The 22,602-nt window shown below is 66.6% G+C and carries 18 protein-coding genes; 8 read left to right on the top strand and 10 right to left on the bottom strand.

Translation table 11 applies throughout. The features are described from left to right. Nucleotides 1-3 precede the first annotated feature (3 nt). Complete coding sequence (locus ACOJCM_RS14080; protein ID WP_445212686.1) at nucleotides 4-1,137, bottom strand: GNAT family N-acetyltransferase; 1,134 nt, start codon at nucleotides 1,135-1,137, stop codon at nucleotides 4-6. A gap of 198 nt (nucleotides 1,138-1,335) precedes the next feature. Here ACOJCM_RS14080 and edd point away from each other — a divergent pair, with 198 nt between their 5' ends. The 4 genes from edd to ACOJCM_RS14100 are packed head-to-tail and all read left to right on the top strand — an operon-like array spanning nucleotide 1,336 to nucleotide 6,158. Beyond that, nucleotides 1,336-3,222, top strand: coding sequence for a phosphogluconate dehydratase (edd, locus tag ACOJCM_RS14085; RefSeq protein WP_445212687.1), 1,887 nt, complete (start codon nucleotides 1,336-1,338; stop codon nucleotides 3,220-3,222). Continuing rightward, nucleotides 3,219-4,187, top strand: coding sequence for a glucokinase (glk, locus tag ACOJCM_RS14090; protein WP_445212688.1), 969 nt, complete (start codon nucleotides 3,219-3,221; stop codon nucleotides 4,185-4,187). Before edd ends, glk begins: the two co-directional genes overlap by 4 nt. 25 nt (nucleotides 4,188-4,212) lie before the next feature. After that, nucleotides 4,213-5,187 (top strand): D-hexose-6-phosphate mutarotase, encoded by a 975-nt coding sequence (locus tag ACOJCM_RS14095; protein ID WP_445212689.1) that lies wholly within the window; start codon nucleotides 4,213-4,215, stop codon nucleotides 5,185-5,187. Continuing rightward, the gene (locus ACOJCM_RS14100; RefSeq protein WP_445212690.1) at nucleotides 5,184-6,158 is read left to right on the top strand and encodes a carbohydrate kinase family protein; all 975 of its coding nucleotides are present in this window, start codon (nucleotides 5,184-5,186) and stop codon (nucleotides 6,156-6,158) included. Before ACOJCM_RS14095 ends, ACOJCM_RS14100 begins: the two co-directional genes overlap by 4 nt. A gap of 4 nt (nucleotides 6,159-6,162) precedes the next feature. Here ACOJCM_RS14100 and cra read toward each other — a convergent pair whose 3' ends face one another. After that, nucleotides 6,163-7,161 (bottom strand): catabolite repressor/activator, encoded by a 999-nt coding sequence (gene cra / locus ACOJCM_RS14105; RefSeq protein ID WP_445212691.1) that lies wholly within the window; start codon nucleotides 7,159-7,161, stop codon nucleotides 6,163-6,165. Between the two features lie 196 nt (nucleotides 7,162-7,357). Here cra and ptsP point away from each other — a divergent pair, with 196 nt between their 5' ends. The 3 genes from ptsP to ACOJCM_RS14120 are packed head-to-tail and all read left to right on the top strand — an operon-like array spanning nucleotide 7,358 to nucleotide 12,959. Beyond that, nucleotides 7,358-10,240, top strand: a complete 2,883-nt coding sequence (ptsP, locus tag ACOJCM_RS14110; RefSeq protein ID WP_445212692.1) for a phosphoenolpyruvate--protein phosphotransferase — start codon at nucleotides 7,358-7,360, stop codon at nucleotides 10,238-10,240. Then, complete coding sequence (gene pfkB, locus ACOJCM_RS14115) at nucleotides 10,240-11,214, top strand: 1-phosphofructokinase (RefSeq protein ID WP_445212693.1); 975 nt, start codon at nucleotides 10,240-10,242, stop codon at nucleotides 11,212-11,214. The genes ptsP and pfkB overlap by 1 nt, the downstream gene beginning before the upstream one ends. Then, nucleotides 11,211-12,959: a PTS fructose-like transporter subunit IIB gene (locus tag ACOJCM_RS14120; RefSeq protein ID WP_445212694.1), complete on the top strand. Its 1,749-nt coding sequence runs from the start codon at nucleotides 11,211-11,213 to the stop codon at nucleotides 12,957-12,959. Before pfkB ends, ACOJCM_RS14120 begins: the two co-directional genes overlap by 4 nt. 209 nt (nucleotides 12,960-13,168) lie before the next feature. On the opposite strand, the gene ACOJCM_RS14125 is transcribed toward ACOJCM_RS14120, so the two are convergent. The 3 genes from ACOJCM_RS14125 to zwf are packed head-to-tail and all read right to left on the bottom strand — an operon-like array spanning nucleotide 13,169 to nucleotide 16,032. Next, on the bottom strand, nucleotides 13,169-13,831 hold the full coding sequence (locus ACOJCM_RS14125) for a bifunctional 4-hydroxy-2-oxoglutarate aldolase/2-dehydro-3-deoxy-phosphogluconate aldolase (RefSeq protein WP_445212695.1): 663 nt from the start codon (nucleotides 13,829-13,831) through the stop codon (nucleotides 13,169-13,171). Nucleotides 13,832-13,844: 13 nt separating this feature from the next. Further along, nucleotides 13,845-14,522 (bottom strand): 6-phosphogluconolactonase, encoded by a 678-nt coding sequence (pgl, locus tag ACOJCM_RS14130; RefSeq protein ID WP_445212696.1) that lies wholly within the window; start codon nucleotides 14,520-14,522, stop codon nucleotides 13,845-13,847. Between the two features lies 1 nt (nucleotide 14,523). Then, nucleotides 14,524-16,032 carry a glucose-6-phosphate dehydrogenase gene (zwf, locus tag ACOJCM_RS14135; RefSeq protein ID WP_445212697.1) on the bottom strand — a complete coding sequence of 503 codons (1,509 nt, stop codon included), beginning with the start codon at nucleotides 16,030-16,032 and terminating at the stop codon, nucleotides 14,524-14,526. Nucleotides 16,033-16,225: 193 nt separating this feature from the next. On the opposite strand from zwf, the gene ACOJCM_RS14140 reads away from it, so the two are divergent. Continuing rightward, nucleotides 16,226-17,086 (top strand): MurR/RpiR family transcriptional regulator, encoded by an 861-nt coding sequence (locus ACOJCM_RS14140; protein WP_445212698.1) that lies wholly within the window; start codon nucleotides 16,226-16,228, stop codon nucleotides 17,084-17,086. A 3-nt stretch (nucleotides 17,087-17,089) separates the two neighbouring features. On the opposite strand, the gene ACOJCM_RS14145 is transcribed toward ACOJCM_RS14140, so the two are convergent. From ACOJCM_RS14145 to ACOJCM_RS14165, 5 genes are all read right to left on the bottom strand, one after another. Next, the gene (locus tag ACOJCM_RS14145; protein WP_445212699.1) at nucleotides 17,090-17,719 is read right to left on the bottom strand and encodes a 2-dehydro-3-deoxy-6-phosphogalactonate aldolase; all 630 of its coding nucleotides are present in this window, start codon (nucleotides 17,717-17,719) and stop codon (nucleotides 17,090-17,092) included. A gap of 6 nt (nucleotides 17,720-17,725) precedes the next feature. Further along, a complete protein-coding gene (locus ACOJCM_RS14150) occupies nucleotides 17,726-18,685 on the bottom strand; it encodes a 2-dehydro-3-deoxygalactonokinase (RefSeq protein WP_445212700.1) in 960 nt (319 codons plus the stop codon). Between the two features lie 11 nt (nucleotides 18,686-18,696). After that, nucleotides 18,697-19,845, bottom strand: a complete 1,149-nt coding sequence (gene dgoD / locus ACOJCM_RS14155) for a galactonate dehydratase (RefSeq protein WP_445212701.1) — start codon at nucleotides 19,843-19,845, stop codon at nucleotides 18,697-18,699. Continuing rightward, nucleotides 19,842-20,642 (bottom strand): FadR/GntR family transcriptional regulator, encoded by an 801-nt coding sequence (locus ACOJCM_RS14160; RefSeq protein WP_445212702.1) that lies wholly within the window; start codon nucleotides 20,640-20,642, stop codon nucleotides 19,842-19,844. The genes dgoD and ACOJCM_RS14160 overlap by 4 nt, the downstream gene beginning before the upstream one ends. Before the next feature lie 119 nt (nucleotides 20,643-20,761). Beyond that, on the bottom strand, nucleotides 20,762-22,360 hold the full coding sequence (locus tag ACOJCM_RS14165; RefSeq protein ID WP_445212703.1) for a solute:sodium symporter family transporter: 1,599 nt from the start codon (nucleotides 22,358-22,360) through the stop codon (nucleotides 20,762-20,764). Nucleotides 22,361-22,602 lie beyond the last annotated feature (242 nt).

Genomic DNA, 22,602 nt, shown 5'->3' on the forward strand with positions numbered 1-22,602 from the left:
GGCTCACGCCCGAAACGGCAGGGCGCACTCGGCGGAGCGACAGTAGGCCTCGACGTGGCGCCGCTCTTCGTCGCAGAAGCGAGCCACGGCGTCGCGCAGCCCCGGGTCGGCAACATGGTGAAGCGAGCGCAGTCGCCTGGGCGCAAAACCCCGCGTCAGCTTGTGCTCTCCCTGGGTTCCGGGGTCGAAGCAGCTCAGCCCATGCTCCAGGCAATGCTCGATACCCTGGTAGTAGCACGTCTCGAAGTGCAGGCAGTCGGCCAACACCTCGCTACCCCAGTAGCGCCCATAGAGGGTGCGGCTGCCCTGCAGGCAGAGCGCGGCGGCAACCGGCTGGTCGTCGAGGCGCGCCTGAATCAGCAGCAGAACCTCCGGCATCGTGCGGTACAGGCGACGAAAGAAATCGAGATTGAGATAACCATGCCGCCCTCGCTCGAGGTAGGTGATCTCGTAGCAGCGGAAGAAGTGCTCGATGTCGCGCTCGCTGATCGCCTCGCCCGTCAGGCGATGCAGACTGAGCCCCTGTTCGGCGACCCGCCGACGCTCGCGTCGGATCGTCTTGCGTCGCTTCGCCGTGAGTGAGGAAAGGAAACCCTCGAAGTCGCCGTAGCCGCCATCGTGCCACTGGAACTGCACGCCGTGACGCACCAGCAGATCGGGGCGCGCCGCGAGCCAGGCATCGACGTCGTCATCCTCGGCAAACAGCAGGTGCCAGCTCGACAGCGAGCGATCTTCCCACGCTTCGGCCAGCAACTCGCGCGCCGCCAGCGGGTCGATGTCGGCAGCCAGTCCTAGCCGCGGCCCCGGCACTGGGGAAAAGGGGATCGCCGCGAGCCCCTTGGGGTAGTAACGCCCCCCGGCCCTTTCCCAGGCATCGGCCCAGCTCCAGTCGAACACATACTCGCCGTAGGAATGGAACTTGTGGTAGTGCGGCATGACACCCACCAGCGCTTCGCCACGCCACAGCGTCAGGTGGCGCGGCACCCAGCCGGTCGAGGCGCTGACGGCCCCGCTCGCCTCCAGGGCATGCAGGAATTCGTGGCGTAGAAAAGGGTGATCGTCGCCGATCAGCGCATTCCATTGCGTGGCCGCCACCGCCTCGATGGCAGGCAGCGGCTTGAGAATCAGCTCGGACATGGTGTTCCTGTCGGAAGGTAACCGAAGCGCCAGCCTGACAACTGGCCGGCGGCCGCCTACATTGTGCCCAGACCCACCCAACCTTTTCCATCGCTGTAATAAAACTACGCACTTTCGGCAAGCTGCCTTCAATTTTGCCATGCGATGGGAGACAATTGTGTAAACTTACATCCTCACCCAACGACGCGAGGTGCTACCATGGCTCGCCCCACCGCACTAAATACCACCGTCGAGCAGGTGACCGCCCGCATTCGCGACCGTTCACGCGAGCGCCGCAAGCTCTACGAGGCCCACATGGCCGCGCAGCACCAGCATGGCGTGCATCGCGGCGAGCTCTCCTGCGGCAACCTGGCCCACGGCTTCGCCGGCTGCGACCACGCCGGGGACAAGGACCGCCTCAAACTGACCAACAGCGCCAACCTGGGGATCGTGTCGTCCTATAACGACATGCTTTCGGCCCATCGGCCGTTCGAGAACTATCCCGAGATCCTCAAGCAGGCCGCCCGCGGCATGGGTAGCACCGCCCAGTTTGCCGGTGGCGTACCGGCCATGTGCGACGGGGTTACCCAGGGCATGCCGGGCATGGAGCTGTCGCTGTTCTCGCGTGACGTCATCGCCATGGCCACCGCCGTGGCACTGTCGCACAACATGTTCGATGCCGCCCTCTACCTGGGCATCTGCGACAAGATCGTGCCGGGACTGTTCATCGGCGCCGCCCGCTTCGGCCACCTGCCGGCCGTCTTCGTACCCGGCGGCCCCATGCCCAGCGGGCTGCCCAACGACGAGAAGGCCCGCGTACGCCAGCTGTATGCCGAGGGAAAGGTGGGCCGCGAAGAGCTGCTCGAGGCCGAATCGCGCTCCTATCACAGCCCGGGCACCTGCACTTTCTACGGCACCGCCAACTCCAACCAGCTGATGATGGAAATGATGGGCCTGCACCTGCCCGGCGCTTCCTTCGTCAACCCGGGCACGCCACTGCGCGAGGCGTTGACCCGCTACGCCGCCGAACAGGCAGTGCGCAATACCGAGCAAAGCGGCAATTATCGTCCTTTCTACCGCCAGGTCGACGAGCGCGCGATCGTCAACGCCATGGTCGGCCTGCTGGCCTCGGGCGGCTCGACCAACCATACGCTGCACCTGGTGGCGATGGCTGCTGCCGCGGGCGTCACCATCGACTGGGACGACTTCACCGCGCTCTCGGCGGTGGTCCCGAGCCTGACGCGGATCTACCCCAACGGCAGCGCCGACGTGAATCACTTCCAGGCCGCCGGCGGCATGAGCCTGCTGATCCGTGAGCTGCTCGGCGCGGGGCTGCTGCACGGGGATATCCCCACCGTGTTCGGCACCGACCTGACCGCCTATACCCAGGAGCCCTTCCTCGAGGAGGGCAAGCTCACCTGGCGCGAGGGGCCGACCGAAAGCCTCGACCGCGACATCCTGCGCCCGGTCGAGGACCCCTTCGCCCCCACCGGCGGGCTGGTGGTGCTCGACGGCAACCTCGGCCGCGGCGTGATCAAGATCTCGGCGGTCAAGCAGGCCCATCGCGTGGTGGAGGCGCCGGTGCGCATCTTCGACGATCAGAGCCAGGTCAAGGCCGCCTTCGAATCCGGCGAGCTCGATCGCGACGTGGTGGTCGTGGTGCGCTTCCAGGGCCCCAAGGCCAACGGCATGCCCGAGCTGCACAAGCTGACCCCTTTCCTCGGCGTATTGCAGGACCGTGGCTACAAGGTAGCCCTGGTCACTGACGGGCGCATGTCCGGTGCCTCGGGCAAGGTGCCGGCGGCCATCCACGTCACACCGGAGGCGGTGGACCGCGGCCCGCTGGCGCGGCTGCGGGACGGCGACGTGGTGCGCCTGGACGCCGAGCGCGGCGAGCTGACCGCTATGATCGACGCGCGCGAGTTCGCCAGCCGCAGCATCATCGAGCCCAACCTGGAGCGCTACCACTTCGGCATGGGTCGCGAACTGTTCGGCGGTTTCCGCCACCTGGCGGCTGCCGCCGAGCTGGGTGCCGGCGTATTCGGCGGCTTTGAGGCCGAGGTCCTGTCGCGGGAACTGGAAAAGATCGAGCAGGAGGACCAGTGACCCGCCCGGCCCTGATCGGCGATATCGGCGGAACCAACGCCCGCTTCGCCCTGGTCACTCCCGGCGAGTTCGCGCCCCAGGACATCCAGGCACTCCCCTGCGCCGACTATCCCGGCCTGGTCGAGGCCGTGCGCGACTATCTGGCCCGGGTCGGGGTCAAGGCCGAGACAGCGCCGCGAGAGGCCTGCCTGGCCTTCGCCTGCCCTATCGGCGACGACCGCGTGACGATGACCAACAATCACTGGTCGTTCTCACGCCGCGACGCGCAAGCGGCGCTCGGCCTCGACCGGTTCAAGGTGATCAACGACTTCACTGCCCAAGCCCTGAGCGTGCCGCACCTCGCAGCCGACGAACTGGTCGAGGTCCAGCGGGGAACGCCGCACGAGCACGCCGCCTGCCTGGTCATCGGCCCGGGTACCGGGCTTGGGGTAGGCGGTATATTCCCTGGCCGGCGGGCCTGGATTCCGTTGCCCACCGAGGGCGGTCACGTCACTTTTGCCCCCACGGACGAGCGCGAGCAGAACCTGCTGCGCCACTTCCGCAACCGCTACGGTCGGGTCTCGGTGGAACGCATCCTGTGCGGCCAAGGGCTGCTCGACCTCTATCTGGCTCACTGTTCGCTGAAGGGCGTCAACCCGGCCTACCAGGCACCGGCCGAGGTGACCGCGGCTGCCACGGGCGGCGATGCCATCGCCCGTGATACCCTGCTACGGTTTCTCAAGATCCTCGGCGATGTCTGCGGCGATGCCGCCCTGACCATGGGGGCACGGGGCGGCGTCTACCTGTGCGGCGGTATCCTGCCGCGACTACTCGAGTGGCTGCCCCAGAGCCGCTTTGTGGCGGCCTTCACCGACAAGGGCCGGATGAGCGACTATAACCGCACCATCCCGGTGCGCGTGGTCACCGCACCCTGGCCGGGACTGCTGGGCGCCGCCGAGGCCCTGCGCAACGAAGAAGTGGAATGAAGTGAAGCAAGGATAAGGAGAGCGAATGATTCCCCAAAGCCTGCGCACCCTGCTCGACGAGACCGTGGGCCAGCGCGAATCCGAGTGGGCCGGCCGCCGCGTGTGGCTGGCTCGCGAGCCCTGGGGCGAGCTGGCCGTCAGCCTGCAGGGTGCCCAGGTGCTTCATTATCGTTCCGCGGCCACCTCCGCGCGAGCTGAAGAGGCCTTACCGGCATCTGAGGCCACGCCGCTCTCTAACACGCCCGAAGCCATGGGCGGTGGGGAAGAGGCGCTGGTACCCGGCGGTTGGCTGTGGGTCACGCCCACGCCCCAGGCGCTGCCTGGGGCCATTCGCGGCGGCATCCCGCTGTGTTGGCCCTGGTTCGCCGATGAGCGCGGCGCCGACGAGAGCCCGGATCGCTCCGGCCCCATGCACGGCACGGCACGCAAGGCGCTGTGGCAACTGGAAGCGGTCGACGAGCACGAGGGTGGCGTCGAGCTGCACCTCTCCCCCACCGAACGTCTGCACAGCCAACTGGCCCCCCGCGCCGTGATCCAGGCCAACGCGCAACGCCTTCACGTGGAACTGCTCACCGAACACGTCGGCGAGACACCGGTCAAGCTCAGTGGTGCCCTGCATAGCTACCTGGCTGTTTCCGACAGCTTTGCCTGTCGTGTCGAGGGGCTGGCCGGCGCACGCTACCTGGACAAGCTGGCCGGCTTCGCCGAGCGCGAGCAGCAGGGTGAACTGGCCGTGCGCGGTGAACTCGACCGCATCTACCACAGCAACGCCGAAGTGATCCTCGACGATGACAACCGCCGCCTGCGCATCGCCCGCCAGGGCAGCGACTCAGCGGTCGTGTGGCACCCGGGCAAGACGCTACCCGACGACACCTCACCGGCAGCCGCCCGTCGTTTTCTCTGCGTGGAATCGGCCAATACCCGCCTCGACCCGGTATGGCTGGTGCCCGGCGCCCAGCACCTGCTGGGCACCACGCTCTCACGGGAGAACGCCTCATGACGCCCGTGATCGCCTTCGGCGAAGCCCTGGTCGACATGCTCTCAAGCTGCCTCGGAGAGGCGACCACCGAGGCCCCGGAAACCTTCACGCCTTATGCCGGCGGCGCCCCGGCCAACGTGGCAGTAGCCTGTGCCCGCCTGGGCGTACCCAGCCGTTTTCTCGGCATGCTCGGGGCCGACCACTTTGGCGACTTCCTTGCGTCAGAGCTTGCCGCGCACGGGGTCGACCTTTCCGGTGTGGTACGCACGCACGAGGCGCGCACGGCTCTGGCCTTCGTCTCACGGGATGCCCATGGCGAGCGCACCTTCGACTTCTATCGCCCCCCGGCAGCCGACCTGCTCTACCGCCTCGAGCATCTGCCAGCCGGCGTGTTTGCCGAACCCGCCATCGTACACTTCTGCAGCAACAGCCTGACCGAGCCGGAAATCGCCGACACCACGCTGGCCCTGGCCGACATGGCAGGCCGCGCCGGCTGTCTGGTCAGCGTCGACGCCAACCTGCGCCATAACCTTTGGCCTGGCGGCAGCGCCGACATCGCCTTGGTTACTCAACTCATCGATCGTGCCGCTTTGGTCAAGCTGTCGAGCGATGAACTTGAGTACCTGCGCGCCGGCCATCCCGCCGACGCCTGGCTCGCCGAGCGCCTCGCTTCCGGCGTCAGGCTCGCGGTGATCACCGACGGCCCCGGCGAAGTCCGCGCCGTTGGCGTGGGCAAAGCGCTGTACCACATGCCCCCGGCGGTCGAGGCAGTGGATACCACCGCCGGCGGCGATGCCTTCATCGGCGGGCTGCTTGCCGAGCTGGCCACCCGCCTCGAAGAACAGGGCTTGGAGGGAGACTGGCACCAGGACGTCGCCTTCCTGCGCCGCGCCCTGGCCACTGCCGCCAACTGCGGTGCCCACGCCGTGACCCGCCCCGGCGCCTATGCCGCCCTGCCCGATCGGGAGGATCTGGCCAGGCTGCGCGGCTAACGGTTCATGTGACGAATCGGAGCGGCAATCTCCGCCTGAGACTGCGCGGCACGACCTGCTGCCCCACCCGATAGTCGCCCTGCGAGGCTGCCAGGGCGCAGGCCAGTGCCATCGAGGCCATGCGGTCATGGTCCTGTACCGCCGAATTCACCGGCAACGGAAGGAAGTCGAGCAGTCGGTTGTCGCCGAACGTCGCCATGCGCAGCGTTTGCGGCAGCCCCCCCTCCTCGACGAGTACATCGAACACGCCATCGAGGAGAGTATACGAAGCCGTGACCACGGCGTCGGGCAGGCCATGACGGTCGAGCAGCTCCCGCATCCGTTGGGCGCCATCGGCCCGGTCATAGCGCTCGGCGCCATAGACCAGCGGCTCAGCCGCATAACCCGTTGCTGCCTTCAGGAAGCCGGCCCTCCGCTCACGACTGATGGAGAGTGCCGGCACCGCATCGAGCCAGGCGATACGTCTCACCGAGTCGTCGAGCACCGAGCGGGTCAACTGCTCGGCGGCCTCGCGATCATTACTCACCACGCTGGCGAAGTACTCCGGGTCGAAGCCGCGGTCCACCGCTACTACCGGCAGGCCACCATGTAGCAGTTCCCCATAGAAGGGATCGTCCACCGGCAGACAGCTGGCGGTGATCAGCACCTCGCAGCGCTGGGCACGCAGCGACAACGCCAGATCGCGCTCGGTATCCGGCTGGTCACCAGAACCGACGATCAGCAATTGGTAGCCTTGCTCACGCGCGCCGCGCTCCAGCCGCTTGGCCAGACGCGCGTAGCTGACGTTTTCCAGGTCGGGAACGATCAGTCCCAACGTGCGGCTCGAGCCGCGTCGCAGCGCCGCGGCCTGGGCATCGACCCGGTAGTCGTGCTCGCGGACGACTGCCATTACCCTGTCCACGGTATCCTGGCTGATGCGACGCTCGGCGGCCTTGCCGTTGATGACGTAGCTGGCGGTAGTCCGCGACACCCCCGCCAGGCGGGCGATTTCGGCGAGTGTCATGTGAGCCCTCTTTGGTGTTGGGCCGATTCTACGGCACTGCGCGCCACCTTGCCCCCTGCGAAAGTCTAAGAACCGATGTCTTGCGCACGGCAATGAATCGATCCAGCATCTCAAATATGCTAGCTGACACGATTCAGCCACACAGAACATGTCGCCTTTGAGGCTGCATGTCGCTAATGCGACCGGGAGATCATCGATGCTCATCCTACGCCCCGAGGACATTCGCCTCGACTGCCAGGCGACCGACTGGCGCGCTGCGCTGGATCAGGCCGCCGAGTCGCTGCACCAGGCGGGGCTGACCGACGCCGCCTATCGCGACGGCCTGTTCCATCGCGAGGCCCAATCCTCCACCTACCTCGGCAATGCCATCGCCATCCCCCACGGCACGCCCGAGAGCCGTGAACACGTGCGCACGACCGGCGTGCGTGTGCTGCAGTTCCCGGCCGGCGTCGAGTGGCACGACGGCCAGCGCATCCATGTGCTGGTCAGTATTGCCGCCCAGAGCGACGAACATCTCGGCATCTTGCGCCAGCTCACCCATGTGCTCGATGACGACAGCGTCGGCCAGCGCCTGGCCGAAGCCCGATCCACCACGGAAGTGGCCACGCTCCTGTCGCAGACAGCGATAGAGGCACGCCTGGACGCCGAGACCCTGTGCCTGGGCTTTCCCGCTCGAGATATCAACGAACTGGCCCTGGCCGGCGCTGCCCGGCTAAGACAGCTCGGCTGCGTCGGAAGCCACTTTGTCGCTGCGGTGGCTGAGAGCGAGCCCGTCCGGCTCGGCCAGGGGCTATGGCTGGCCTCGAACGAGCAGGGCGTGGAGATACCGGCTCTGGCGCTGGCCACTCCCGAGGGGAAGCTAGAGCATGCCGGTGAAAGCGTGACGGGCGTATTCAGCCTGGCCGCCAAGGGGAATGCCCACCGCAGCCTGCTGGAGCGCATCCTGGCCCTTCTCGACAGCGGCACTGCAGCGGAGCTGCCCAACGCCGATGCCGCTACCGTGCTGGCGCGCCTGGCCGGTGAATCGGCAAACGCCCATACGCGGTTCGCCCGGGTGCTCAACGCTCACGGCTTGCATGCTCGTCCGGCCAAGCAGCTGGTTCAGGTGGCTCGCCAGCAGGGCCTGGCTATCCATGTGCGCCTGGCCGAAGGCGGTGGTGCGGCGGTACCTGCCACCAGCCTGACCAAGGTAATCAACCTCGGTGCCCGGCGCGGCCAGCAGCTGGCCTTCTCCGCCGAGGGAGAGCAAGCCGAGGCGGCCCTCGACGCCGTGTGCCGGGCCGTGGCGGACGGCCTCGGCGAGCAGGTGCTGCCGTTCGACGAGAGCCGTGAACGCAAGGTGCCACTGGAAAATGCCGCACCTGTCGAACCGCTGCCCGACGACACTCCCCACCAAGGCGTGGCGGCCTCGCCGGGGCTCGCCATCGCTCCGGTCTTCGTGCTGCAGACGCCGCGCTTCGCCTATCCCGAGCATGCCACCGACCCTGCCGAACAGCAGCGCCGCCTGGAGGCTGCCATCGCGGAGGCCATCGCCCAGCTCGAGATGCTTGAACACGAGGCCCGCGGCGGCGAGGTGGCTCAGATTCTCTCGATGCACGAGGAGATGCTGCGTGATCCCGAGCTGTTCGAGGCGGCCCGCGAGGGCATACACGAGGAGCGCTCCGCCGAGGCCGCCTGGTGGGAGGCCATCGAAACCGCCGCCCACGCTCAGGAGATGCTCGCCGACCGGCTGCTCGCCGAGCGCGCCGCCGACCTGCGCGACGTTGGCCGCCGCGTGCTCGGTAATCTGTGCAACGTGAGCCTGCCGGATCCGCCGGAAACGCCTTACATTCTGGTAACCGACGATATCGGCCCCTCCGACGTGGCACGGCTCGACACGCGTCGGGTACGTGGCCTGCTCACCGCCCGTGGTGGTGCCACCGCGCATAGTGCGATCCTGGCCCGGGCACTGGGTATCCCCGCCGTAGTGGGCGCCGGCGCCAGGGTGCTGACCCTTGCCAACGGCGCTGAGCTGATCCTCGATGGCGAACGCGGCCGAGTGATTCCGGCACCTTCTGCCGAACGTCGCGCCGCTGCAGAGCAGCGCCTGGCCGAGCACCGACAACGCGAGGCCGAGGCGTGGGAAGCGCGCTTCGAGGAGGCGCGGTGCCGCGATGGCCATCGTGTCGAGGTGGCCGCCAACCTGGGGAACACGACACACGCCGCCGACGCCGTGGAACGCGGCGCCGAGGGTATCGGCCTGCTGCGTACCGAATTCCTGTTCATGGCCCACGCCAAGCAGCCTGACCTCGATACCCAGATCGCTGAGTATCGCGAGGCCCTGAACGCCTTGGATGGCCGCCCACTGGTGGCTCGCACCCTGGACGTCGGCGGCGACAAACCGTTGCCTTACTGGCCGGTGCCGAAGGAGGACAACCCCTTCCTCGGCCTGCGCGGAATTCGCCTGACGCTGACCCGCCCCGAGGTGCTCGAGACCCAGCTGCGCGCGCTGCTGATGGCCGCAGCGCCCGACGCGGAAGGGACGCCAAGACCGCTGCGCATCATGCTGCCGATGGTTAAGGACGTAGGTGAATTCCGCACGGCACGGACCATCTTCGAGCGACTGCTGGTAGAGATTCCCGAAGCCGAGCGCACCACTGACGTGCAGCTCGGCGTCATGATCGAAGTGCCTTCGGCCGCCCTGCTGGCGCCGAGCCTGGCCGCCGAGGTGGATTTCTTCTCGGTGGGCACCAACGACCTGACCCAATACGCACTGGCGATCGACCGTGACCACCCCGCCCTTTCTGCCCAGGCCGATGGCCTGCACCCGGCGGTGCTGCGGCTGATCGAAATGACCGTTGCCGCGGCACACATTCACGGCAAGTGGGTTGGCGTATGCGGCGAGCTGGCGAGCGACCCCATGGCCGTGCCGGTATTGGTCGGCCTCGGCGTCGACGAGCTTTCGGTGAGCGCGCGTCAGGTACCGCTGGTCAAGGCACGGCTGCGCGAGTTCGACCTGGGCGAAGCCCGCGCCCAGGCCGAGCTGGCCCTGGCCCAGGCCACCAGCGAGGCGGTCCGTGACGCCCTGGAGGTGCGCTGATGGCACGCGTACTCACTCTCACTCTCAACCCCGCACTGGACCTCTCGGTGAGCCTGGAGCGCCTGGTACCCGGTGAGGTGAACCGTACCCGCGAGACCCACCTGACGGCGGCCGGCAAGGGGGTCAACGTCGCCCGAGTGCTGGCCGATCTCGGCCACGACGTCACGCTGTCCGGTTTTCTCGGCACCGATAATGACGGCCCTTTCCTGCGCGCCTTCGAAGCCATGGCCGTGGAAGACGCCTTCCTGCGCATCCCCGGCGAGACCCGCATCAACGCCAAGCTCGCCGAGGCCGACGGCCGTGTGACCGACATCAACGGGCCCGGTGCCACCATCGACGCCTCGGCCTGGCAGCGCCTGCTCGACGGCCTGGCTACGCGGATCGGCGACCCGCGCCGCCGACCCGAGGCCGTGGTGATCGCCGGCAGCCTGCCGCCCGGCGTGACGCCGGACGATCTCGCCGAGCTCACCGCTCGCTTGCGTGGGGCCGGGCTCCCAGTGTGGATCGACACCAGCGGCGAGGCATTGACTCGCGCCATCGAGGCCCGCCCCACCGCCGTCAAGCCCAACGAGCAGGAGCTCAGCGCCTGGGCCGGCGAAAGCTTGGAAACCGCCGAGGCGCGTCTGAAGGCAGCGCTGCTGCTCTACGCCGCCGGCATCGAGGAGTCCATCGTCTCAGCCGGCCCCGCCGGGGTGCTCTGGGTCAGCTGCCGCGGTGCCTGGCAGGCAACGCCGCCGCGCCTGACGGTCCATAGCACCGTGGGCGCCGGCGATACCCTGCTCGCCGCTCTGCTGCATGGTGTCCTCTCGGGTCACCCTCCCGAACAGACGCTACGCCTGGCCACCGCCCTTTCCGCCGAATCGGTTCGTCACCTGGGTGTGGGCGATGTCCACGCCGACGACTTCCCGCAACTCCAGCAACAGACCCGCGTTCGTCGCCTCAATGACGTGGACGCAGGGGGAGCTCTCGCATGAACGTGATCCTCGTTACCGCCTGTCCCAGTGGCATGGCGACAACCTTCCTCGCTGCCCGTCGCCTTGAACAGGCCGCCCACCGCCTCGGCTGGCAACCCAGCGTCGAGATGCACAGCCAGCTCGAGGCCGTCGAGCCCGTCTCGACCTCGGCCATTGCCGACGCCGAGCTGATCGTGGTCGCCGCCGACCAAGTCCCCGCCGCCGAACGTTTTCGCGGCAAGCGTCTGTTCCAGGCTGCCATCGGCGAGGCACTGCCCGACCCCGAGGCCTTTCTCGCCCGCGCCCAGCGCGAAGCCGGCGACTACACGCCGCCTGCCACGAGTGCGGCCCCGAGCGACGCAACTGCAGCCGGGGGCAGCCGCATCGTCGCGGTGACCGCCTGCCCCACCGGCGTGGCCCATACCTTCATGGCCGCCGAGGCGCTGAGCGAGGCGGGCAAGAGCCTGGGCCACGCCATTCGCGTCGAGACCCAAGGTTCCGTCGGCGCTCAGGACAAGCTGACCGACGAGGAGATCGCCGCGGCCGATGTGGTGATACTTGCCTGTGACATCGAGGTCGACCCGACCCGATTCGCCGGCAAACCCCTCTACCGCACCTCCACCGGAAATGCGCTGAAGCAGCCGCGCCCCACTATCGAGGCGGCCCTGTCGCAGGCCGAGGTGGAAGACGCCTCCGCCGCCCCGCACCAGGGTGGCGAGGCGAAGAAGAGCCTCAAGGAAAAGGGCGTCTACAAGCACCTTCTCACCGGCGTCTCGTTCATGCTGCCCATGGTCGTGGCCGGGGGGCTTCTGATCGCGCTTTCCTTCGTCTTCGGCATCGAGGCCTTCGAGCAGGAAGGCACACTCGCCGCGGCGCTGATGCAGATCGGCGGCGGCACCGCCTTTGCCCTGATGATCCCGGTGCTGGCCGGCTACATTGCCTATTCCATCGCCGATCGTCCCGGCATCGCCCCGGGGATGATCGGCGGCATGCTGGCGTCGGAGATCGGGGCCGGCTTCATCGGCGGGATCCTCGCCGGCTTCCTGGCCGGCTACGTGGCGCTGGCGGTGACCCGTCACGTCCGGCTGCCGTCGAGCGTGGAGTCGCTCAAGCCGATCCTGATCATCCCGCTGATCGCCAGCCTGGTGACCGGGTTGACCATGATCTATGTGATCGGCGAGCCGGTGGCAGCGCTCCTCGAAGCCCTGACCGGCTTCCTGGCCGCGATGGACTCGACCAATGCCATCCTGCTTGGCATCCTGCTCGGCGCCATGATGTGCTTCGACCTGGGCGGCCCGGTCAACAAGGCCGCCTATACCTTCGGCGTCGGCCTGCTTTCCACGCAGACCTACGCCCCGATGGCGGCGATCATGGCTGCCGGCATGGTACCTGCCATTGGCATGGGCATTGCCAGCTTCGTCGCCCGGCAGAAGTTCTCCGAGCCCGAGCGTGAGGCGGGGAAGGCCTCCTTCGTGCTGGGCCTGTGCTTCATCAGCGAGGGAGCGATCCCCTTCGCCGCCAAGGATCCGCTGCGAGTGATCCCCGCCTGCATCGTCGGCGGCGCGGTGACCGGTGCGCTCTCGATGCTGGTCGGGGCTAAGCTCATGGCGCCCTATGGCGGTATCTTCGTGCTGCTGATCCCCAACGCCATCACGCCGGTACTGCTCTACCTCGGGGCCATCGTCGTCGGCTCACTGATCACTGGGCTGGGCTATGCGGCGCTCAAGCGCGGCGCCGCGCCGGTCGCGGTTGCGGCAAACGCCTGACCGATCCGCTGGCGCGGCCCACGATGACAGGCCGCTCAGCCAGGCAATGCCCCGGTGATCGAGCCCCAGGTCCGGACGCCACAGTGGTTAGCTGCCGCATGCCCCCTCTCCCGCAAGGACGAACCGATAAAAAAAGCCCGGCCAGTGGCCGGGCACAACGACAGCAACTGGCTGCCGAGAGAGCACAAGAAGAGGTTCGGCGAAGCCGCTCAGCGATGAAAACGCTCAGCGACCTCCCTGGCGAGCTGGCGAATGCCGTTCCAGTCCTCGGCTTCGACCAGCGACTTCGGCGTCAGCCAGGAACCACCCACGCACATCACGCTCTTCAGCGCCAGGTAATCCTCGGCGTTGTCGAGGTTGATTCCCCCGGTGGGGCAGAAGCGCGCTTCGGGTATGGGACCGGCAAACGCCTTGAGGGCCTTGACGCCGCCACTGGCTTCGGCGGGAAAGAACTTGAAGCGGCGATAGCCGTACTGCCAGCCGGTCATCAGTTCGGATACGGTGGCAACCCCCGGCAGCATCGGTACCGGGCTGCTGACACCGTAGCGGTAGAGCGCTTCGGTGGTACCCGGGGTCACTACGAAATCGGCACCCACCTGCTCGCTCTGGCGATACTGGGCCGGCGTCAGCACGGTGCCCACGCCAATGCTGGCCTGGGGCAGTGCCTCCTTGAGGCGGCGTATCGCCTCGAGGGCGCAATCGGTGCGCAGGGTCACTTCAAGCACGGTGAGCCCGCCTTCGACCAGGGCGCGGCCCAGCGGTACGGCATCCTCCACCCGCTCGATGGCCAGCACGGGGATGACCTCGGCCTTGTGGCAAATGCTGTCGAGTTCGGTGGTACGCGTGGACGGCAGCTGTTTCTCGATGGTCATGATCAGACTCCTGTCAGGGGGCCCAGTAGACGGCCAGCGGGCAAGAAAGGAAGGCGCGGATGGGCAATTCGCGCGAGTCGTCGCCGGACATGGCGCGAGCCATCACGCTGCGCTTGTCGTCACCGGTGATGTGCAGTACATGGCGCCGCGCCTGGTGCAACCGATCGGCGCTCAGCGTTATTCGCGCCTGGGGCTGGCTGGGCGTGCGCACGGCCAGCACCGGGGCGTCGGTGGTGAGGCCCAGTTCCAGCTCGCGGCTGTCGGGAAACAGCGAGGCGGTGTGGCCATCGCCGCCCATGCCCAGCACCACCAGGCTGGCGGGCCAGGTCAGCGCCTCGATGCGTCGGGTAACCGCCTCGACGCCCTGCTCCGGCGTCTCGTCGTCGGTGGTCAGGGAGACGAAGCTGGCCGCGGCCGCCTTGTCGCGAAGCAGGTGGCGTCGCACCAGGCGAGCATTGCTCGCCTCGTTCGTTTCGGCCACCCAGCGTTCGTCGGCGAGCGTCACGTCAACCCGCGACCACGGTAGCGCCTGCGTGGCCAAGGCCTCGAAGAAGGGAACCGGCGTCGAGCCGCCGGAGAGCACCAGCAAGGCGCGCTCCTGCTGCGCCAGATCCTGTCGCAGCGCTTCGGCCACCGCCTCGGCGAGCTGCTCGGCGAGTTGCTCGCGCGGCTTGGCATTCAGGTTCGTCATGTCAGTAGTCCTCGTACCAGCTGCGCCCATCCTGCGTGATCATGGCAATGGATGCCACCGGCCCCCAGGAGCCGGCCGGGTAGCGCCGCGGCGGCTCGCCCATCTCCCTCCAGGCGGCCACGAGACTGTCACACCAGTGCCAGGCATGCTCCACCTCGTCGCGGCGTACGAACAGGTACTGGCGCCCTTTCATGACTTCCAGCAGGAGACGCTCGTAGGCGTCGGGAATACGCTCTTGGGGAAAGGCGCTGCTGAAGTCCAGGTGTAACGGCCCCCGGCGAAGGCGCATGCCGCGATCCAGGCCGCTGTCCTTGGTCAACACTTCCAGGGCGATGCCCTCGTCGGGCTGCAGACGGATGACCAACTTGTTGGCTGCGAGGTTGCGCTGGTCGGGGTCGAAGATGTAATGCGCCTGCTGGCGGAAATGGATCACGATCTGCGAAAGTTTCTCCGGCATGCGCTTGCCGGTGCGCAGGTAGAACGGCACGCCGGCCCAGCGCCAATTCGAGACGCCGGTCTTCATGGCAACGAAGGTTTCGGTCTCGCTCCCGTGGTTGGCTCCCTCCTCCTCGAGGTAGCCGGGCACGCCCTTGCCATCGATGGTGCCGGCAATGTACTGGCCACGCACCACGTCGCGGTGGAGCCGGGCTTCGCTGAACGGCTGCAGCGCCTTGAGCACCTTGACCTTCTCGTCGCGAATGGCATCGGCATCGAGATTGGCCGGCGGGTCCATGGCGATCAGGCAGACCAGTTGCAGCAGGTGGTTCTGCACCATGTCGCGCAGCTGGCCGGCACGGTCGAAGTAACCCCAGCGGCCCTCGATGCCGACCTTCTCCGCCACGGTGATCTCCACGTGGGAGATATGATTCTGGTTCCACTGGGTACCGAACAGCGGATTGGCGAAGCGCAGCGCAATCAGGTTCTGTACGGTTTCCTTGCCCAGGTAGTGATCGATACGATAGATGCGGGATTCGGGGAAGACGTCGCCGATGGCGTCGTTGATCTCGCAGGAAGAATCGTAGTCGTAGCCGATCGGCTTCTCGACCACGACCCGGGAGAGCTCGTCCAGACACTCACCGGCGTTCAGGTTGCGGCAGATGTCACCGTACAGGCTCGCCGGGACGGCAAGGTAGACGACCAGCGGGCAGACGACGGTGTCATGGCGTACCGCCTTGCGCCATTCGGCAATGCCCCGATAACCCTCGGCGTCGGCGAAGTCGAGCTCGAGATAGTCGAGACGTGCGATAAAGCGCTTGATGGCCTCGCGGTCGTACTCGGCGGGCTTGACATAGGTCTGCAGGGTTTCGGTGACTCGCTGGCGGAAGGCCTCGGTTTCCAGCGCTTGGCGAGCCAGCCCCAGAATCCGCGTATCGTCATGCAGCAGGCCCTCGCGGTCGAGGTGATAGAGCGCCGGAAAGAGCTTGCGTAGCGACAGGTCACCCAAGGCGCCGAACAGGGCAAGATCGATGACCGGTTGACTATCGTCCTCTGTCCGTCTGCTTGCGTTCATGCCCGCCCCCATCTGGTTAAATTACACAAAAAATACGGAAAAACGGCTCTCCCAGCAACTAATATTTGTAATATTACTCGCAAAACAACCTCTCCCGTCACCTCGATTCGCACCGCCCCCGCCTCCGCGATAGGATAGCGACGATTATGTCGTTAAATCACTACATCACCTATTTAGGAGAGTCTCAACCGCCATGGCCCACGACCTGCTGCAGCGAATTCGTCAACGTCTCGATGAGCTCAACCGCTCCGAGCGCAAGGTAGCAGACGTCATCCTGGCCGACCCGGCCCGGGCCACCGGCCTGAGCATTGCCAGCCTTGCCCAGGCAGCCTCGGTCAGTGAGCCCACCGTGAACCGTTTCTGCCGCAGCTTCGATGCCAAGGGCTACCCCGATTTCAAGATCAAGCTAGCGCAGAGCCTGGCAGGGGGCACACCCTATGTCAGCCAGTCGGTAGAGCCCGGCGATTCGGCTGCGGATTACACGCGCAAGATCTTCGGCGCCACCATCGCCGCCCTGGACGAAGCCAGCCGCACCATCGACCCGACCCGCATCGAGCGGGTGGTGGACTACCTGATCCAGGCCAAGCAGATTCACTTCTTCGGCCTGGGAGCCTCAGGTGCCGTGGCCCAGGATGCCCAGCACAAGTTCTTCCGCTTCAACCTGCCGGTCACCTCCTACGTGGACGTGCTGATGCAGCGCATGATCGCCTCGGCCTGCCATACCGGGGACGTGGTGGTGGTGATCTCCTGGACCGGCCGCACCCGGGAGCTGGTCGACATTGCCCAGCTGGCACGCGAAAGCGGCGCCGTGGTGCTGGGCATTACCGCCCCGGGCTCGCCGCTGACCGCGGAGTGCACCGAGACGCTCGAGGTTCCCACCCCCGAGGACACCGACGTCTATATGCCGATGACCTCGCGCATGATCCAGCTCGCCCTCATCGACGTGCTGGCCACCGGCGTCACCCTGCGCCGCGGTGAAGGCTTCCTGCCTCACCTCAAGAAGATCAAGGACAGCCTGCGCGAGACTCGCTACCCGCCGGGCAAGCGCGACTGAACGTCACTTGTCTGCTTCAATTCCTGCGGCCTGCCAGGCCGCTACCAGCGCTCTGGCCTGCTGACCCACCTGAGCGGGCGACTGCCCGGGACGGTACAGCGCGCTGCCCAGCCCGGCACCGTTCACCCCGGCGCCACGCCAGGTCGCGAATTCGTCCGCTCCGATGCCGCCAACGGCATAGAGCCTTGTCCCGACGGGGAGCACCGCTCGCAGCGCCTGCATCCCTGCGATGCCCATCTGCACGGCGGGGAAGAGCTTGAGGCCGGAGGCACCGGCATCCAGGGCATCGAAGGCTTCCGAAGGCGTCAGCACGCCGGGCCAGCTCTGCATGCCGAGGCGCCGGGTCTCCTCGATAACCGATGGGCGGCAATTGGGCGACACCACCAGGCGCCCCCCGACGGCATGGACAGCGCGCACCTCGTCCACGTTGAGCACGGTACCCGCACCCACCACAGCGCGGTCGCCCAGGGCCTCGACCAGCCGATGAATGCTGGTAAGTGGATCAGGGGAATTGAGCGGGACTTCCAGCGTCGTGATACCGGCAGCAATGGCGGCTTCGCTCACCGCCACTGCCTCCTCGGGGGTGACACCGCGCAGAATGCCGATCAGGGGTAGGGTCATAGTCGTCTCCATAAGTCGTCACGCACCGGCCCGTGCCAATCCCAGGCCGGCCAGTACCGCCGCTTCGCCATCGAGACGCCGGCTGGGGTGGCCGAGCGCCTCCAGGGCCAGGGCATAGCGGGTGCACAGCGCCTCGCTGCCGACCAGGGTGATGGGCGCTTTCGATAGCGCTCTGCGCATGCCGGCAAGTTCCATGCCGATGACCATGCCCGAAAGGTGGGCCCCCAGCCGGGAATGCCGCGCCTCGCCTGTGGGCAGCGAGTCATCGAGCAGGTCAGCGGCACGCAGGCCGAACAGCCGCTGGCCGAAGCATTCGGGCGCGTCGCTGGCCTGACGCACCGCGGCGACGAACGCTTCGCGGTGGCCGGGCTCGGCGAGCTCGGCATCGGTCACGGAGTGCTTGAGTACGGACTGGGTGGCCAGCAATCGATAGAGTTCGCCGGTGAGATGGGTCGCGAAGCGTGTCACGGCGCCCTCCTCCAGCCAGACCCACTTGGCATGGGTCCCCGGTAGACAGACCACTCCCGTATGGTCGGGCTGCCGTGCCACCAGCCCGGCCAGCTGGGTCTCCTCACCGCGCATCACGTCGAAGGCGCGCTCCGCCGCATCGGCATACTGGCAAAGCCCGGGCAGCAGGCGTACCTCCAGGCGCGGGTCACGGACGTCAGGCATCACGGCACCCAGCGCCAACTCCCCCAGGCGCGCCGGCACCGGCAGGTAGGCCGCCTCGCGCCAGCCCTGACGGGCACCGGCCATGCCGCATACCCACACCGGTACGCGGCCGGAGGCGGGCAGCCAATCACCAATCGTCTCGAGTAGCGCAGGTTCGTAGGCTTCCGGCACCAGGCTCAGCATGCCCATGTCGCTGCCATTCTGCGCCAGTACCTCGTCGCGCCCTCCCATGGCCCAGGCGCGTAGGTTGCTCGAGCCCCAGTCCACGGCGACCCATGCCAGACGTTCCCTCACCTCGTCGCCCATGTTCGCTCTCCTCACCACTCGGCGATGGAGCCGTCCTCATGGCTCCAGACCGGGTTGCGCCAGCGATGTCCTATCCTGGCCCGCTCCTCGACGAAGGCCTCGTCGATCTCCACGCCGAGCCCGGGGCCCTGGGGAATGGCACAGAAGCCGTTCTCGATGGCCAGCGCCGACTTGTCGACCAGGTAGTCGAGCACATCATTGTCGCGGTTATAGTGGATGCCCATGCTCTGCTCCTGGATGAAGGCGTTGTGGCTCACCGCATCGAGCTGCAGCGAGGTCGCCAGGGTCAGCGGGCCGAGCGGGCAATGCGGTGCCATGGCCACGTCATGGGCCGAGGCAAGCGCGGCGATCTTGAGACCTTCGCTGATACCGCCGCAGTGGGAAAGGTCGGGCTGGATGATGTCGATCATGCCGTCGGCGAGCAGGTCGCGGAATTCGAAGCGGGTGTGCAGCCGTTCGCCGGTGGCAAGCGGGTAGCCAAGTCCGCCGGCGATGTGCTTGAGGCTGGGCAGATGCTCGGGTGCCACCGGTTCCTCGACAAACATGGGATGGTAGGGCTCCAGTTCCCGTAGCAAGGCCTTGGCCATGGGGCGATGCACCCGGCCGTGGAAGTCGATGGCGATACCCACCTCGGGCCCTACCGCCTCGCGCGCCTCGGCCACGCGCGCCACCGCCTCGTCGACCTTGCGGTGCGAGTCGACGATCTGCACCTCGGCGGTGCCGTTCATCTTGAAGGCGGTGAAGCCTCGCTCCACCAGCGCCCTGGCTCCCGCTCCCACGTCGCTTGGCCGGTCGCCACCCGTCCAGGCGTACATGCGCATTCGATCGCGCACCGCGCCGCCCAGCAGCTGGTGCACCGGCACGCCCAGGTCGCGCCCCTTGAGGTCCCAAAGTGCCTGGTCGATACCGGCAATGGCGCTCATCAGAATCGGTCCACCGCGGTAGAAGCCGGCGCGGTAGAGCGTGTTCCACAAGTGCTCGATGCGGTGCGGATCCTGCCCCACCAAGTAGTCGGCGAGTTCATGCACCGCCGCCTCGACAGTGGCGGCACGCCCCTCGATGACCGGCTCACCCCAGCCATAGCAGCCCGCGTCGGTCTCGATCTTGAGAAACAGCCAGCGCGGCGGTACCTGCCAGGTCTTGAGTCGTGTGATTTTCATTCCGAACGCTCCTTGGCGTGATTGTCATTTCCGGCCTGCCGCATATTGGCCAGGCGGGATTCCCCTTCGCCGGCGATACCCAGGTCTACGGCAGTACGCCGCAACACCGCAGCGGCGGCCGCTTCGGCGGCATCCGCATCACGGCCCCGGATCGCCTCGAGCAGGCGGCCATGGCGTGCCAGGCTATCGTCCAGCTCATGCTCAAGCGGCTGGAGCCGTGCCTGGGAGCGCTGGATCAGGGCAATGATCGAGGGACGCAGCAGGTGCCCCATCTGGCGCCACACCAGGTTGTGGCTGGCTTGGTAGATCGCCTCGTGAAAGGCCACGTCATACTCCGCATGCTGGGCGCTGGCATTCGGCTTGTCTGCCGTGCGCTGCATGCCGGCGTAGGCCGCCTCCAGGCGCACGATATCCTCCGCCTCGGCCGCCCGGGCCGCCAGCCGGGAGACGGTCGGTTCCGCCGAGTAGCGAAAGGCAAAGATCTCGCGCAAAAGCTGCGTATCGGGCGTGTCGATATCGGCCATCCAGGCACTGACCAGCGGATCGAGCAGGTGCCACTCGCCGATATCACAGACCACGCTGCCACGTCCCGCCGTGCGTTCGACCAGGCCGATGCCCACCAGTGTCGCCAAGGCGTTGCGCACCTGATTGCGGCTGACCGCGAAGTGCTCGCAGAGGTCGCGCTCGCGCGGGAACGTCTCACCGGGCTGCCAGTGGCCGGCCAACAACGCTTGACCCAGCAGCCTGGCCAGATCCTCGGCACCGCCGTGGTGTCGTGGCAGCGAAGCCAGTGTCATGCCACTCTCTCCCGAAAAGAAATGTCTGACATTTCATGTCTCAGCATGATAGTCCATCTACCTGTCCGTGTCCCAGGGGAGTAAAGCGGACCTGACATCCAGGCCCGCCCGGAGCGCGGCTAGCTGCCCGCGAATGCCGCGTAGATCAGGACTACCAGGACCACCAGCACGAAGCCGACGGGCACGGCACCCCGCCAGGGCGTGAGATCGACATCCCCCGAATATTCATGGACCCAGTCGGTCTCGCGCGGGCGCAGCTTGCCGATCCAAAGCATCAGGGCGACCAGCAGCACGAACACCCCGGCGACGAAGTGAAACTCGTGCATGACCATCGGCAGCCGGTTGAACGGTGGCACGAAGTAGCCGGCGGCGATCAGCAGGCAGCCCCCTACCAGGGCGATCTTGGCCGCCATGGGCGGCACGCGCTTGGTGAGCAGGCCGACGATCACCACCGCCAGGATGGGGATGAAATAGATCGCGTTCATCTTCTGCAGGTAGTCGAACAGGCTCTCCTGCCCGGCCAACAACGGCGCGATGGTCATGGTGGTGAAGGCCATGATCCAGCCGAATACCTTACCCGACCTGACGACTTGATCTTCGCTGGCCTCCTTGTTGAGTACGCCTTTGTAGAGGCCCAAGCTGAAGATGGTAGTGGTGCTGTTGAGCGCCGAGTTGAATGACGACAGGATGGCACCCACCATCACCGCGGCGAAGAAGCCGGTAAGATAGGGTGGCAGCACGTGAAAGACCAGATGGCCGTAGGCTTCGTCGGCCTGCACGCCCTGGTCGGCGTAGAGGTGGTAGGCAATGATGCCAGGCAGCACCAGGTACAGCGGGCCGAGCAGCTTGAAGAAGCCGGTCAGCAGGACCCCCTTCTGTCCTTCGGCGAGGTTCTTGGCGGCGAAAGTACGCTGAATGATCTGCTGGTTGGTGGTCCAGTAGAAGAGGTTGATCAAGAACACGCCGGTAAAAAGCGTGGAGAACGGCACCTGCTGGTCGGCACTGCCGATGGAGTTGAGCTTGTGCGGATCGCTCTCCTTGAGGATATTCCAGCCCTCGAGCAGGCCGCCGTCACCGCTGACCGCCTGCAGGCCGAAGTAGACGATGATGAAACCGCCGACCAGCAGGCCGACGCCGTTCAGCGTATCCGATACGGCAACCGTCCGCAGCCCGCCGAACAGGGCGTAGATGGAGCCGATGAGGCCCACGACCCATACCGTGAGCCACAGCAGCAGCGTCGGCGACTCGATGCCGGTCAGGCCGGAGAGATCGAGCATGCCCTGCAGCCCCATGGCGCCGGAATAGAGGATGATCGGCAGCAGGATCACCGCATAGGCAAGAAGGAAGATGACGTTGCAGATCAGCTGGGTGCCGGCATCGAAGCGGATGGCCAGCAGCTGCGGCAGGGTAGCGATACCGCTGCGCAAGAAACGCGGCAGGAAGAACAGCGCCAGGGCCACCAGGGCAATGACGGCCACCACTTCCCAGGCCATGACACTCAAGCCATCGCTGTAGGCCGATCCGTTGAGCCCCACCATCTGCTCGGTGGAGAGATTGGTCATCAGCAGCGAACCGGCGATCAGCGGGAAGGTCAGCGAGCGACCGGCGAGAAAGTAGCCGCTGGTGCTCGCATGATCGTCGCCGCGAGTCAGGCGCCAGGTGATCAAGGCCACCAGACCGGTGAAGAACAGGAACGACAGCAGGGTCAAGGCATGCATGAAGTTACACTCCCTTGCGTTTGGCCGGCAATCCTTCATGCCAGCAACAAAATGTCAGACATTGATGAATTCACGACATTCTAGGCAAGCGAAGCGTAACATGCATGCGACTTTGGTCGTGTTTCATGACGAGAATTTGGAATTATTACATCACTCGTTCAGGACATGACCCGACTGGCTCCGCGGTCGCGCTGGGGTTGCCAGCAGGACGCCTCGGCACAACAATAGCGGCTTCGTCGTCG

Source organism: Billgrantia hypersalina, assembly GCF_052584175.1.